The organism is Streptomyces natalensis ATCC 27448 (assembly GCF_000935125.1).
Classification (GTDB): Bacteria; Actinomycetota; Actinomycetes; order Streptomycetales; family Streptomycetaceae; genus Streptomyces; species Streptomyces natalensis.
This window is the reverse complement of record NZ_JRKI01000061.1, coordinates 947288-960399: the sequence shown is the minus strand read 5'-3', so window position 1 is coordinate 960399 and position 13112 is coordinate 947288. Positions and strand designations below refer to the sequence as shown.

Annotated in this window: 12 protein-coding genes; 8 read left to right on the top strand and 4 right to left on the bottom strand. The window is 72.5% G+C overall.

The window, feature by feature from the left end:
* The first annotated feature begins 32 nt into the window (after positions 1-32).
* The 4 genes from SNA_RS35050 to sucD all read left to right on the top strand — a co-directional run bounded on the left by SNA_RS35050 (position 33) and on the right by sucD (position 5180).
* The gene (locus SNA_RS35050) at positions 33-872 is read left to right on the top strand and encodes a hypothetical protein (RefSeq protein ID WP_157880185.1); all 840 of its coding nucleotides are present in this window, start codon (positions 33-35) and stop codon (positions 870-872) included.
* A 94-nt stretch (positions 873-966) separates the two neighbouring features.
* Positions 967-2133 carry a hypothetical protein gene (locus SNA_RS35045; RefSeq protein ID WP_063894112.1) on the top strand — a complete coding sequence of 389 codons (1167 nt, stop codon included), beginning with the start codon at positions 967-969 and terminating at the stop codon, positions 2131-2133.
* A gap of 963 nt (positions 2134-3096) precedes the next feature.
* The gene (gene sucC / locus SNA_RS35040; protein WP_030065607.1) at positions 3097-4272 is read left to right on the top strand and encodes an ADP-forming succinate--CoA ligase subunit beta; all 1176 of its coding nucleotides are present in this window, start codon (positions 3097-3099) and stop codon (positions 4270-4272) included.
* Between the two features lie 23 nt (positions 4273-4295).
* Positions 4296-5180 carry a succinate--CoA ligase subunit alpha gene (gene sucD / locus SNA_RS35035; protein WP_030065606.1) on the top strand — a complete coding sequence of 295 codons (885 nt, stop codon included), beginning with the start codon at positions 4296-4298 and terminating at the stop codon, positions 5178-5180.
* A 60-nt stretch (positions 5181-5240) separates the two neighbouring features.
* Here the strand turns inward: sucD and SNA_RS35030 are convergent, their stop codons facing one another.
* Positions 5241-6182 carry a hypothetical protein gene (locus SNA_RS35030; RefSeq protein WP_037789397.1) on the bottom strand — a complete coding sequence of 314 codons (942 nt, stop codon included), beginning with the start codon at positions 6180-6182 and terminating at the stop codon, positions 5241-5243.
* 112 nt (positions 6183-6294) lie between these two features.
* Complete coding sequence (locus SNA_RS35025) at positions 6295-7260, bottom strand: hypothetical protein (RefSeq protein ID WP_030065604.1); 966 nt, start codon at positions 7258-7260, stop codon at positions 6295-6297.
* Positions 7261-7530: 270 nt separating this feature from the next.
* On the opposite strand from SNA_RS35025, the gene purN reads away from it, so the two are divergent.
* A complete protein-coding gene (purN, locus tag SNA_RS35020) occupies positions 7531-8196 on the top strand; it encodes a phosphoribosylglycinamide formyltransferase (protein WP_030065603.1) in 666 nt (221 codons plus the stop codon).
* Positions 8193-9764, top strand: a complete 1572-nt coding sequence (purH, locus tag SNA_RS35015) for a bifunctional phosphoribosylaminoimidazolecarboxamide formyltransferase/IMP cyclohydrolase (RefSeq protein ID WP_044368250.1) — start codon at positions 8193-8195, stop codon at positions 9762-9764. Before purN ends, purH begins: the two co-directional genes overlap by 4 nt.
* 77 nt (positions 9765-9841) lie before the next feature.
* On the opposite strand, the gene SNA_RS35010 is transcribed toward purH, so the two are convergent.
* Together SNA_RS35010 and SNA_RS35005 are read right to left on the bottom strand one after the other, a co-directional pair.
* The gene (locus SNA_RS35010; RefSeq protein ID WP_241779951.1) at positions 9842-10267 is read right to left on the bottom strand and encodes a hypothetical protein; all 426 of its coding nucleotides are present in this window, start codon (positions 10265-10267) and stop codon (positions 9842-9844) included.
* A 302-nt stretch (positions 10268-10569) separates the two neighbouring features.
* A complete protein-coding gene (locus SNA_RS35005; protein ID WP_044368248.1) occupies positions 10570-11289 on the bottom strand; it encodes an RDD family protein in 720 nt (239 codons plus the stop codon).
* A gap of 286 nt (positions 11290-11575) precedes the next feature.
* Here SNA_RS35005 and SNA_RS35000 point away from each other — a divergent pair, with 286 nt between their 5' ends.
* Entirely contained in the window at positions 11576-12436 is an 861-nt protein-coding gene (locus tag SNA_RS35000; RefSeq protein WP_030065598.1) for a bifunctional methylenetetrahydrofolate dehydrogenase/methenyltetrahydrofolate cyclohydrolase, read from the top strand.
* Between the two features lie 64 nt (positions 12437-12500).
* Positions 12501-12929, top strand: a complete 429-nt coding sequence (locus SNA_RS34995; RefSeq protein WP_044368247.1) for a DUF3017 domain-containing protein — start codon at positions 12501-12503, stop codon at positions 12927-12929.
* The last annotated feature ends 183 nt before the right edge of the window (positions 12930-13112 follow it).

Below are 13112 nucleotides of genomic sequence, written 5' to 3'. Positions count from 1 at the left end.
TGTGTCCCCGTCCGTATGGGAAGGTCCCCTCCTTGTCCGCTGTGTTCGCTCCGCCTGCCGCCGTGCGCCTGCCGCGCACCGTGGCCGCGCGGCGTGCGCTGCTGGCGGGGCTCTTCCTGGTGGGCTTCGTCGCCCTCGGCTTCGCCTTCGGCCCCGGCGCACACGCCGCCGACCGTACGGGCGCGCAGGCCCTGACCGGGGCATCGACCCCGGCCGGGGCGGCCGACGGGGACGGGGCCGAGCGGCTGTCGGACTCCCGGGAGGCGTTCGCCCAGCAGGGCGAGGCGGCCCGCGACCAGCTCGCACAGCACACGGACACTGCCTCCACGGCGGTCACCGAGGCCGTACGGCCCGCCGCCGACCGGTTCGCTCCGGTCACGGACCAGGTCACCGACCCGGTCACCGGTGTGGTGCACGAGATCGGCACCACCGTCGGCGGCACGCTGCCCGTGCACGTCCCCTCCGGGGACCACGCGGGACGGCCCGGCGACGGTTCCGCGCCGCAGCACGGCAAGGCGCCGGCCGGCGCCCGTCGGGCCGGTCCGCACGGCGTCGGCCCGGCCGCCATCCCGGCGGCCGCGCTGCACCCGGCGCACTGCACCGGTGCGCACCAGGCCGCACCGCACGCCCGTCCCGCCCTGCACACGCAGCGGGACGCGGGCCACCACGGCCTTCCCGGGCAGGCCCCGCAGGGCCCCGTGGCGCCCTCCTCGCAGACCGCGGGCAACGGCCACGGCCCCCGTGGCGGGGACCACCACGCCGCCGCTGCGGCTGCCCCGGCACGCTTCCGGCTGCTGCCCGGTGGCGTCCGTACGGCCGATGGCGCCCCGACGCGCCGCCGCGCCGAAGACATCCTCGAATTCCCCGGCTAGGGCAGACCGCTCCGCGTCTGCATCACCGACCTGCCGCGCGGGGGCGGGACAGGTCTGCCCTAACACCCCCTGAATTCGAAGGACTTTCACCACCATGCGCTCGAACATCCGCCGTTCCATCGTCGTCGCCGCTGCCGCCACCGGTCTGTGGGCCCTGGGCTCCGTCGCGGCCAACGCCGCCGAGCTGCCCGCCGCCCCGCACCTGCCGGCCGCCGGTACGGTGACCGACGCCACCGGGAAGCTGCCCACCGGCGACGTGACCGGCACCGTCACCAAGACCGTCGACGGCGCGACCCAGACGGTGAAGAAGACGACCGGCGACGTGACCGGCGGCGGCCTGCCGACCGGCAAGCTGGGCGACGTCACCGGTGCCGTCGGCGGCGTGCAGAAGCTGGTCGGCAACGCCGGTCTGCCCGGCGCCAACGCCGGTGACCTGCACAAGGCCGCCGATGTGAAGAACGCTCAGAAGACCGCGAAGAAGGCCCTCAAGAAGGCCAAGCTCGGCAAGGCCGGTCAGCTGCCCAACGTCGCGCTGCCCGGCGTCCCGGCCGTGCCCGCCGTCCCGGCCCTGCCCGGCGTCCCGTCGCTGCCCGCCGCCCCGGGCGTGCCGGCCGCGGACCTCGGCGGTCTGACCAAGGGCCTGCCCAAGCTCCCCGCGCTGCCCAAGGCCCCCGGTTCGGCCAACCTGCTGGCCGCCCTCGCCGGTGCCGGTGTGCGTCCCGAGCAGCTGACGAACCAGGCCAAGACGGCGCTGGCCGGCGCCCGCCCGATCGTCGACAACACCGCCGCCGATGTGCTCCCGCCCGTCGCGCAGCGCATCGTCGTCAAGGTCGTCCCGGTCGCCCAGAACGCCGTCGGCAACGCCGGTGTGCTCGCCGGTGACGCGGCCGCCAAGGCCACCCCGTTCGCCACCGCCGTGGACGGCCGTGCGCAGGTCCTCGCGCAGGGTGTGGGCGCCCAGGCCACCCCGTTCGCGCAGGGTGTCGCCACCGACGCGACCCCGTTCGCGCAGGGCCTGGCCACCGTCGCCACCACCGACGGCACGCACCTCGCCACCAACGCCGCCGCCGGCGCCAAGGGCATGGCCCCCGCGCAGGCCGGCAACCTGGCCGACGCCGCCAACATCCCGGCCCTCCCGGCCCTGCCCGGCGCGGCCACCCTCCCGGCCGTCCCGTCGCTGCCCGGTACCGCCACCCTGCCGGCCGTCCCGGCCGTCCCGTCGCTGCCCGGCGTCGCCACCCTGCCCGTTCAGGGCCTCTGAAACCCGCCGGCCGGTGATCCCGGCCGGTAGGCAGCCCGGTCCGCCCTCGCGGCGGAGTGGAAGGACCGGGCACCGCCGTCCCCCGCGGGACGGTGTGGATCGCGTCGGCTGACCCCGGCGCCCCGGAACGGCCGGGCGGTTCTCTGTGGGGGAGAGCCGCCCGGCCTCCGTGTTTTTCGCGGCCGGAACGCCACGAGCCGTGGCAGCACTGCGAGTTGGACACCCGCAGCAGCTCCCGGCTCATCCGCCCCGGCACCCCGTCCGCGCGCCTGCCGGAGAAGCCGAGCCCATCGCCGAGCCCATCGCCGCGATCACCGCGCCGCGATCACCGCGCCGCGCTCGCCGGAGCGGAAGAAGAAGCCGCCGCCGGGGCGCCTGCGCAAACCGCCGCTCGGGCGGCCCACGACTCAGGCCCGCGACTCAGGCTCGCGACTCCAGCCCGCGACTCCGGCTCGTGACTTCTGATGCGTAACTGCTCAATTTCTCAACGCATACTCCGCTGTGGGGAGTTGAGCGGTCCAGAGGGCTTTCCGGGCGCCGCTTGAGGGGCTGTTGCGCGCGGCGCTTTCCGATTCTTCTCCAGCGGAATGCGACGGAAAGGCGGAAAGCGGAGGCGGAGGGCGGGATGCCCGGCCCCGCCGCCGAAAATCATCCCGGAACGGGCGCACACGGGGGTAACGGACCCGTGATGCAGACGGCGCCCGGGTGTCGCCTCCGGTTCGGCGAAACGATCTGTGACCGTAATCTCTGTGACCGTAATCACCGCCGGAGTGTGATCCCTGATTTAGGAGGTCAAGCGACGCGGCGATAACCTGCGAGACGGACATGCCGCGTATCCGGACTCCGTGTACGCCTCCCCTGTGACAGCGCCGTCACGTTGCCCTTCGCGGCACGCCCATATGCATCGCAGACAACGAACCGCGATCACTACGGCGATTCTGAGAAGACAAGGGACGGACGCGCGTGGACCTGTTCGAGTACCAGGCGAGGGACCTCTTCGCCAAGCACGGTGTACCGGTGCTGGCCGGTGAAGTCATCGACACGCCTGAGGGGGCGCGCGCGGCGACCGAGCGGCTGGGGGGCCGTTCCGTCGTCAAGGCGCAGGTGAAGGTCGGCGGCCGCGGCAAGGCCGGCGGCGTGAAGCTGGCCTCCAGCCCCGACGAGGCGGTCGCCCGCGCGACCGACATCCTCGGCATGGACATCAAGGGCCACACGGTCCACAAGGTGATGATCGCCGAGACGGCTCCGGAGATCGCGGACGAGTACTACGTCTCGTACCTCCTCGACCGCACCAACCGCACCTTCCTGGCCATGGCCTCGGTCGAGGGCGGCGTGGAGATCGAGGTAGTCGCGGCGGAGACGCCCGAGAAGCTCGCGAAGGTCCCGGTCGACGCCAACGAGGGCGTCTCGATCGAGAAGGCCCGCGAGATCGTGGCGCAGGCGCAGTTCCCGGCCGACGTCGCCGAGCAGGTCGCCGAGATCATGGTGACCCTGTGGGAGACCTTCATCAAGGAGGACGCCCTCCTGGTCGAGGTCAACCCGCTCGCCAAGGTCGCCGACGGCCGCGTCATCGCGCTCGACGGCAAGGTCTCCCTCGACGAGAACGCCGAGTTCCGCCAGGCGGACCACGCGGCCCTCGAGGACAAGGACGCGGCCAACCCGCTCGAGGCCGCGGCCAAGGCGAAGAACCTCAACTACGTCAAGCTCGACGGCCAGGTCGGCATCATCGGCAACGGCGCGGGCCTCGTCATGAGCACCCTGGACGTCGTCGCCTACGCCGGCGAGAACCACAACAACGTCAAGCCCGCCAACTTCCTCGACATCGGTGGCGGCGCCTCCGCCGAGGTCATGGCGAACGGCCTGGAGATCATCCTCGGCGACCCGGACGTCAAGTCCGTGTTCGTCAACGTCTTCGGCGGCATCACCGCCTGCGACGAGGTCGCCAAGGGCATCGTCCAGGCGCTGGAGCTGCTCAAGTCCAAGGGCGAGGACGTCAGCAAGCCGCTGGTCGTGCGCCTCGACGGCAACAACGCCGAGCTCGGCCGCCAGATCCTCTCGGAGGCCAACCACCCGCTGGTGCAGCGCGTGGACACCATGGACGGCGCGGCCGACAAGGCCGCCGAGCTGGCCGCTAAGTAAGAAGGACGAGGACTTACACAACCATGGCTATCTTCCTCAAGAAGGACAGCAAGGTCATCGTCCAGGGGATGACCGGCGCCACCGGCATGAAGCACACCAAGCTGATGCTCGGTGACGGCACCAACATCGTCGGTGGCGTGAACCCCCGCAAGGCCGGTACCTCCGTCGACTTCGACGGCACCGAGGTCCCCGTCTTCGGCTCCGTCAAGGAGGCGATGGAGAAGACCGGCGCGAACGTCTCGGTCCTCTTCGTGCCGCCGGCCTTCGCCAAGGCCGCCGTCGTCGAGGCGATCGACGCCGAGATCCCGCTCGCCGTCGTCATCACCGAGGGCATCGCCGTCCACGACTCCGCCGCCTTCTGGGCGTACGCGAAGTCCAAGGGCAACAAGACCCGCATCATCGGCCCGAACTGCCCCGGCCTGATCACGCCGGGTCAGTCGAACGCCGGCATCATCCCGGGCGACATCACCAAGCCCGGCCGCATCGGCCTGGTCTCGAAGTCCGGCACGCTCACGTACCAGATGATGTACGAGCTGCGTGACATCGGCTTCTCCTCCGCCGTCGGCATCGGTGGCGACCCGGTCATCGGCACCACGCACATCGACGCGCTCGCCGAGTTCGAGGCCGACCCCGACACCGACCTGATCGTCATGATCGGCGAGATCGGCGGCGACGCCGAGGAGCGTGCGGCCGACTTCATCAAGGCCAACGTCACCAAGCCGGTCGTCGGCTACGTCGCGGGCTTCACCGCGCCCGAGGGCAAGACCATGGGCCACGCCGGCGCCATCGTCTCCGGCTCCTCCGGCACCGCCCAGGCGAAGAAGGAGGCCCTGGAGGCCGCCGGCGTCAAGGTCGGCAAGACCCCCTCGGAGACCGCGCGTCTGGCCCGCGAGATCCTCGTCGGCTGACCGCGCCACCCGGCACCACGGGCCCGCATCCCCAGGGATGCGGGCCCGTGGCCGTTCCGGCTACCGCAGCGCGGGCGTCAGCCGGGCCTCAGCGGGCGCAAAGCGGGCGCCGCGCCCCTTCCGCGGGCCCGCGGACGGTGTGCTGACGGCGTCCGGCTCGGCCCCCGACGCCTCGGGCCGCGCCCTGTCGTCGGACCCGTCCGATACGTCACCGGGCGCACCGGGCTGCGGGCCCGAGGTGGCCGCGGGCCGCTGCGGGGGCGGGGCATAGCGGTCCGGGGCGGTGAGCACCGTGACCGCGGTGGCCGCCGCGACCAGCCCCGTCAGACCGATCGCGGCGCCGGTCGTCCAGCGGGCGGTGCGGGTGCCCTTGGTCCGTACGGCCCGCGGCGCGGGCACCCTGACCTCCTGTGCGGCGGCCAGCTCGCCGAGCCGGACCCGCAGCATCTCGCCCTGCCGGACCGGCGACCGGCCGGCCAGTCCCAGCTCGGGCAGCCGCTGGGCGAGCCGCTCCCGCGCATGCATCAGGCGCCCGGCCGCCGCCCGGCTGCTCGCCTCCACCTCTGCCGCCGTCTCGTACAGCCCGAGCCCGACCCCGTCGTGCAGCAGCAGGGTGCGCCGGTAGGAGGCGGGCAGCTCCAGGAACGCCCGCAGCAGCGCGCGGTCCTCGGGCGTGGCTCCCTTGGCGGCGAGCGGGCGCCGCGGGCGGAACCGGTGCCAGGGCGCCAGCGCGTGCTCGTACGCCACCGCCCGCACCCACCCCGCCGGATCCGCGTCCGCCGCCACCTCCGGCCACCGCTGCCACGCCAGCTGGAACGCCCGCACGACGGCCCGCCGCGCGAGCCGGGGCCGCCCGGTGAGCAGGAACGCCTGACGGACGAGGGTGTCGGCGTGCCGGGCGCACAGCTCGTCGAAGACGGTGGCGGGGGACGCTGCGGGATCCACCGACGTGGGGTCGACGGGCGCGGGGTCCGGGGGCGGCTGCCGTTTGCGCTTGCTCATGCGTGCAGTGTGGAAAACGCGCATAAGCATACGCATGACGACACGTCGGACATTCGGCCACTGCCGTGAGGAAAGTGCGGCAAGCGAGGCAGTGAGGTGAGGTGGTGACGCCCTACTGCTGCGCGTCCAGCAGGGGGCGCAGCTCCTTCGGGAGCAGACGTTCGCAGGACTTGCCGGCCTGCTGCGTCAGGGCGTCGTCGACACAGGTGAAGTAGTCGCGGTAGACGATCTGCACGGTGAAGGTGGCGGCCACCATCATCAGCGCCAGCGCACCGGTGACCAGTCCGGCGATGGCCGCGGTGGTCTGCGGTCGGGTCGAGGCCGGACCGGACGGCCCGTCGGCCGGGCCGGGCCGGGGTGCCGGGCGGCCCTCCATCGCCGCGGTGGTCGCCGCCGCGGTCTGCTTCGCGGCGCCCGGTTTGGCGCGCAGCGAGCTGATGCCCCAGTACAGCGCCAGCGCGCCCAGCAGCAGCGCGACCTCCGGCAGGCTGAACAGCACGAAGAAGAACGACCACAGGCCCGAGAGCAGGGCGTAGCGCGCCCGGCGCTGGGCCGGGTCGGTGGGGTCCCAGCGCAGCCCGGCCGGCCCGCCCTGGCCACCGGGCCCGCCCTGGCCCCGGCCGCCCGGCCGGGACCCGAAACCGCCGCTCTGCCGCCCGGGCTGCCTGCTGCTCCACTGGCTGCCCCACACCGGCGGCCCGTTCTGCGGCTGCTCCTGATCGTCGGGTCGGTCCTGACCCTGCGGATGGCGCGGTTGCCACTCCTGGTCGGGGGTGCCGGCCGGCGGGGCCGCGAAGGGGTTGTCCTTGTCCGGGGTGTGCGCACGGCGCCGCTTGCCGGAGCCCGGAGAGTCGGCGGAGGGGTCCGACGAGGAGTCGGGGGAGGAAGAGTCCGGGGAAGGGGCCTGGGGGGAGCCGGGGGCGGAGTCGGGGGAGTCCTTGTCCGTACCGGACCGGTCCGGGCCTCCGGATGCCTGTGAGGCCCCGGAGGGCGACGGCTTGTGCTCGCGCAGCAGGAACGCCCCCGGGGTGGTGGCGGGCAGCGGAAGGAGGGCCGCGCGGCGGCGTCGGTCCGTCATCTGGAGTGTGTCTTCCCCTTGTCTCATCGGTACGCAGGCCGGCCGGCCACAGCGCCCCGTTACCACGAACTGCATGCAGTCTCTGCCCTGACGCTACCTCCCGTGCTCGCCCCCGTCCCGCGGGGGCCGCTCGGTGTGCCGGTATCGTTGCTGACGGTCGGCGCCTTCGTAGGGTTCCCCGGATCTGCGGTACCCACGGCTTTGTGCGACCACACAAACGATGTGCCGGCACGTGAGACCAGCACGTGAGAAGAGAGAAAGAGACCCGCCGTGGCCTCCTCCCCAGCCCCCGCTCCGTCCGCCCCCCTCGCGCGACCGGGCCGTCCGGCGCGTCTGGTCGTCCTGGTCTCCGGCTCCGGTACGAACCTTCAGGCGCTGCTGGACGCCATCGCCGAGCAGGGCCCGGAGGCGTACGGCGCCGAGATCGTGGCCGTCGGCGCGGACCGGGGGGCCATCGCCGGGCTGGAGCGTGCGGAACGGGCCGGTCTGCCGACGTACATCTGCCGGGTCAAGGACCACGAGAGCCGCGAGGCATGGGACCGGGCGCTGACCGAGGCGACCGCGGCCCATGAGCCCGACCTCGTGGTCTCGGCCGGCTTCATGAAGATCCTCGGCAAGGAGTTCCTCGCCCGCTTCGGCGGCCGGACCGTCAACACCCACCCCGCGCTGCTGCCGAGTTTCCCCGGTGCCCACGGCGTACGCGATGCGCTCGCGTACGGCGCGAAGGTCACCGGCTGCACCGTCCACTTCGTCGACGACGGCGTCGACACCGGCCCGATCATCGCCCAGGGCGTGGTCGAGGTCCGGGACGAGGACGGCGAATCCGCGCTGCATGAGCGCATCAAGGAAGTCGAGCGATCGCTGCTCGTCGAGGTCGTGGGGCGTCTGGCCCGGCACGGCTACCGCATTGAGGGACGAAAGGTACGTATCTCGTGACCGCCACCGAAGGCACCCGGCGCCCCATCCGGCGCGCGCTGGTCAGCGTCTATGACAAGTCCGGCCTGGAGGAGCTGGCGCAGGGGCTGCACGCGGCCGGCGTCCAGCTCGTCTCGACCGGTTCGACGGCGGGGAAGATCGCCGCTGCCGGGGTGCCGGTCACCAAGGTCGAGGAGCTCACCGGCTTCCCGGAGTGCCTCGACGGCCGGGTCAAGACCCTGCACCCCAAGGTGCACGCGGGCATCCTTGCCGACCTGCGGCTGCCGGCCCACCAGCAGCAGCTGGCCGACCTGGGCGTCGAGCCGTTCGACCTGGTGATCGTGAACCTCTACCCGTTCCGGGAGACGGTGGCCTCCGGCGCGACCCCCGACGAGTGCGTCGAGCAGATCGACATCGGCGGCCCCTCGATGGTCCGCGCCGCCGCCAAGAACCACCCGTCGGTGGCCGTCGTCGTCAACCCCGCCCGCTACGGCGATGTGCTCGCGGCCGTCTCCGCGGGCGGCTTCGACCTCACCGCCCGCAAGCGGCTGGCCGCCGAGGCGTTCCAGCACACCGCGGCCTACGACGTGGCCGTGGCCTCCTGGTTCACCCATGCCTACGCCCCGGAGGACGGCTACAACGGCCTCACCGAGTTCGTCGGCGAGACCCTGGAGCGCAAGAACGGCCTGCGCTACGGCGAGAACCCGCACCAGGCCGCCGCGCTCTACACCAACGGACAGCCGGGCGGGCTCGCCAACGCCGAGCAGCTGCACGGCAAGGAGATGTCCTTCAACAACTATGTGGACACCGAGGCCGCGCGGCGCGCCGCCTTCGACCACGAGGCGCCGTGCGTGGCGATCATCAAGCACGCCAACCCCTGCGGTATCGCGATCGGCGCGGACGTCGCCGAGGCCCACCGCAAGGCGCACGACTGCGACCCGGTCTCGGCGTTCGGCGGCGTGATCGCCGTCAACCGCCCGGTGACCGTCGCGCTGGCCGAGCAGGTCGCGGGCATCTTCACCGAGGTCATCGCGGCCCCGGCGTACGAGGACGGCGCACTCGAGATCCTCGCCAAGAAGAAGAACATCCGCGTCCTGAAGGTCGATGGCACCCCGGCTCAGCCCGGCGACGTCAAGTTCATCTCCGGCGGCGCGGTCGTCCAGCACACCGATGTGTTCCAGGCCGAGGGCGACGACCCGGCCAACTGGACCCTGGTCACCGGCGAGGCGCTGCCCGCCGAGGAGCTCGCGCAGCTCGCCTTCGCCTGGAAGTCCTGCCGCGCCGTCAAGTCCAACGCGATCCTGCTCGCCAAGGACGGTGCCTCGGTCGGTGTCGGCATGGGCCAGGTCAACCGCGTCGACTCCGCGAAGCTCGCGGTCGAGCGCGCGGGCGAGGAGCGCGCGCGGGGCTCGTACGCCGCCTCGGACGCCTTCTTCCCCTTCCCCGACGGCCTGGAGATCCTCACGGCGGCGGGCATCAAGGCCGTGGCCCAGCCCGGCGGTTCGGTGCGCGACGAACTCGTCGTCGAGGCCGCGAAGAAGGCCGGCGTGACGATGTACTTCACCGGGACGCGGCACTTCTTCCACTGAGCCGCGGCGGGACAACGCCGAAGGGCCGCACCCTCGTTGAGGGGGTGCGGCCCTTCGGCGTCGTCGTCCGCGTCACATCAGTAACGCGGGCGCTTGAACCACATCTCGCCGTCGTCCTTCGAGACCATGACAATGATCATGATGCCGAGGACGGTGTGCACCAGCCCGACCGGGAAAGCGAAAAAGCTGACCAGGGTGTTGATGACACCGAAGACGATGGTGGCGACGCGGACGCCGGTGCCGCCCTTGCCGAACTGTGTGGCGCAGGTGATCGCGAGCACCGTCAGCGCCACGATCAGCACGATCGCGAAGATCAGGAAGCCCTTGCCGACGTTCAGTGCGGTCATCGAGTCGGAAGTGGCGTACTCCGAGGCGTTCTTGGAGGCCTTGCTGAGGCTGCCGAGGCCCATCACGGCGAGCACGAGACCGATCAGGTTCAGACCGGCCAGCACGAACAGCATCACGCGGGCGGCCTTGACGCCGCCCGGCATCCCGTTCGGCACCGGCCCACCCGGCATTCCCGGACCTGGCATTCCCGGACCCGGCATCCCGGGACCAGGCATTGCCGGCCCTGGCATCCCGGCGCCCGGGTAGGGCCCGTACGGCGAGGGCTGCGGGGGCTGCTGGGGATAGCCGTAGCCGGGCTGCTGGCCCGGCGGCGGACCGTAGGGATTCTGATTCGGGTAGCTCACGGGCAAAGTCCTTCAGACGTCTGGAGCGGGACGGCGCCGCGAAGGCCCCTGTCGCGGCGATGCGAGGGGGCCTTCGGGCGGTGGAGCCGGCCGTGGTCGGCCGGCGAACCGGCTTACTGCGCGCGCACGACCACCGTGCCGACGACCTTGTCCGCGAAGGTCTGGTTCTTCTCGTCCCACAGCGGCCACCAGTAGCCCAGACCGCACAGCGGGGTGTCCAGGAAGTGGCAGAAGCGGCGGCCCAGCGCCAGACCGAAGCCGGGCACCTGGCCGTTCATCTCGCGGACGAGCCGGATGCCCAGGGCCTTCTTGCCCGGGGTCTGGCCGGTCTTGCCCTCCTTGACGAGGATGACGATCCCGCCGGCGATGGCGCACGCCCAGGCGACCAGGCTGAGGATGATGACGATGCCGGCGCTGCCCTGCGCCGAGGACTGCGCGTCCTGAAGGCAGTTGATGTCGCTGCCGCAGCTGCTGACGGCGCTGTGCGCATCGCTGTTCGCGCTCGCCCCGATGATGATCGAGATGATGCCGACGATGAGCGGCACCGCACCCACGATCAGCCCGTCGAGCAGGGCCGCACCCACGCGCGCCCCCCAGCTCGCGAACGCCGTCGGCATGCCCGCCATACCGACCTGGCCGTAGCCGTAACCCGGCGCCGCCTGCTGCTGCGGGTAGCCGCCGTACTGGGCGGGCTGCTGCGGCGCGCCGTAGGGCTGCTGCTGGGGCGCCTGCTGCGGGTAGCCGTAGCCCGGCTGGCCGCCCTGCGGGGCCGCGCCGTACGGGCCCTGCGGCGGCTGCTGGCCGTAAGGGTTGTTCGGGTCGCCGAAACTCATCTGCTGTTTTCCTCCGTTGTGTCAGTGGGGGACGACGCGGCGTGACTCGGAGGAAAAACAGGTTTCACTGGCCACCCCCCGACGAAGCCTGCGGCACTGAACGACAATCCTTCTAGTTACCACTTGGCTCTGTCCAGTCAAGGCCCTAAGGCGTTGTCCAAGCGCAATGATCAATTTCGGCCACCGTCGTCCCGCTGCCGTCCGGCCGCCGCCCCGCCGCCGCCCCGCACGGCCGCTTGCGCGCCCTGATTGGTATGCGGCCGCCCTCATCCGGGAGGATGGGGGTATGACTGCCCAGATTCTCGATGGCAAGGCCACCGCCGCAGCGATCAAGTCCGAGCTCTCCGCCCGCGTCGAGGCGCTGAAGGCCAAGGGCGTCCAGCCCGGCCTGGGTACCGTCCTGGTTGGCGACGACCCCGGCAGCCGCTGGTACGTCAACGGCAAGCACCGCGACTGCGCCCAGGTCGGTATCGCCTCCCTCCAGCGCGAACTGCCGGAGACGGCCACCCAGGAGGAGATCGAGGCGGTCGTACGGGAGCTCAACGAGAACCCCGAGTGCACCGGGTACATCGTCCAACTCCCGCTCCCCAAGGGCATCGACGCCAACCGCATCCTGGAGCTGATGGATCCGGCCAAGGACGCCGACGGCCTGCACCCGACGAATCTGGGCCGGCTGGTGCTGGGCGTCGAGGGTCCGCTGCCGTGCACCCCGTACGGCATCGTCGAGCTGCTGCGCCGGCACGGTGTGGAGATCAAGGGCGCGGACGTGGTCGTCGTCGGCCGCGGCATCACCATCGGCCGCCCGATGCCGCTGGTGCTGACCAGGAAGTCCGAGAACGCCACGGTCACCCAGTGCCACACCGGCACCCGGGACCTGTCCGCGCACCTCAAGCAGGCCGACATCATCGTCGCCGCGGCGGGTGTGCCGCACATCATCAAGCCCGAGGACGTCAAGCCGGGCGCGGCCGTCCTGGACGTCGGCGTCAGCCGCGACGAGGCGGGCAAGATCGTCGGCGATGTGCACCCGGGCGTCGCCGAGGTGGCCGGCTGGGTCGCCCCCAACCCGGGCGGCGTCGGTCCGATGACCCGCGCCCAGCTGCTGGTCAACGTGGTCGAGGCCGCCGAGCGCGCGGCCGGCCTGCGCTGATCCGCAGCCGTCCCCGTATCCCGTACGCACCGTGTCCGCACCCGATCCGAAGGGAGTGCCCCGTATGGCCGCCGAAGCGCATTCGGAACAGGCATCGGAGCCGCAGCGCCCCTCGCGCCGCTTCCCGATGCTGACCCGGGACACCGCCCGGCCGGAAGGCGGCGGCCGGGCCGCCTCCGGCGAGCACCCGGCGCCCGCCCGGCAGTGGCCGCTGCTGGCCGTCATCTCCGGTGTCGCGGCCGGGCTGCTGCTGGTGGCGGTCGACGCCTTCCGCATCGGGACGCTGGTGATCGGGCTGTCCCTGCTGGCGGGGGCGGCGCTGCGCTGGGCGCTCCCGTCGGTGGGGATGCTGGCCGTCCGCTCCCGCTTCACCGATCTGCTGACGTACGGGGTGCTGGGGGCGGTGATCGTGCTGCTGTCGATGATGGTGCAGCCCAGGCCGTGGATCCATCTCCCGTTCCTGGACGACATCGTGCACTTCACGGTGCGGTAGGGGCCTCGGCGGCGGCCACCGGCGAGACGCCCGGCACCGCCCGGACCGTGCGCCCGGCACCGCCCGGACCGTGCGCCCGGCACCGCCCGCCCCGCGCGCCCGGCACCGCCCGGACCGTGCGCCCGGCACCGCCCGCCCCGCGCGCCCGGCACCGCCCGGACCGTGCGCCCGGCACCGCCCGCC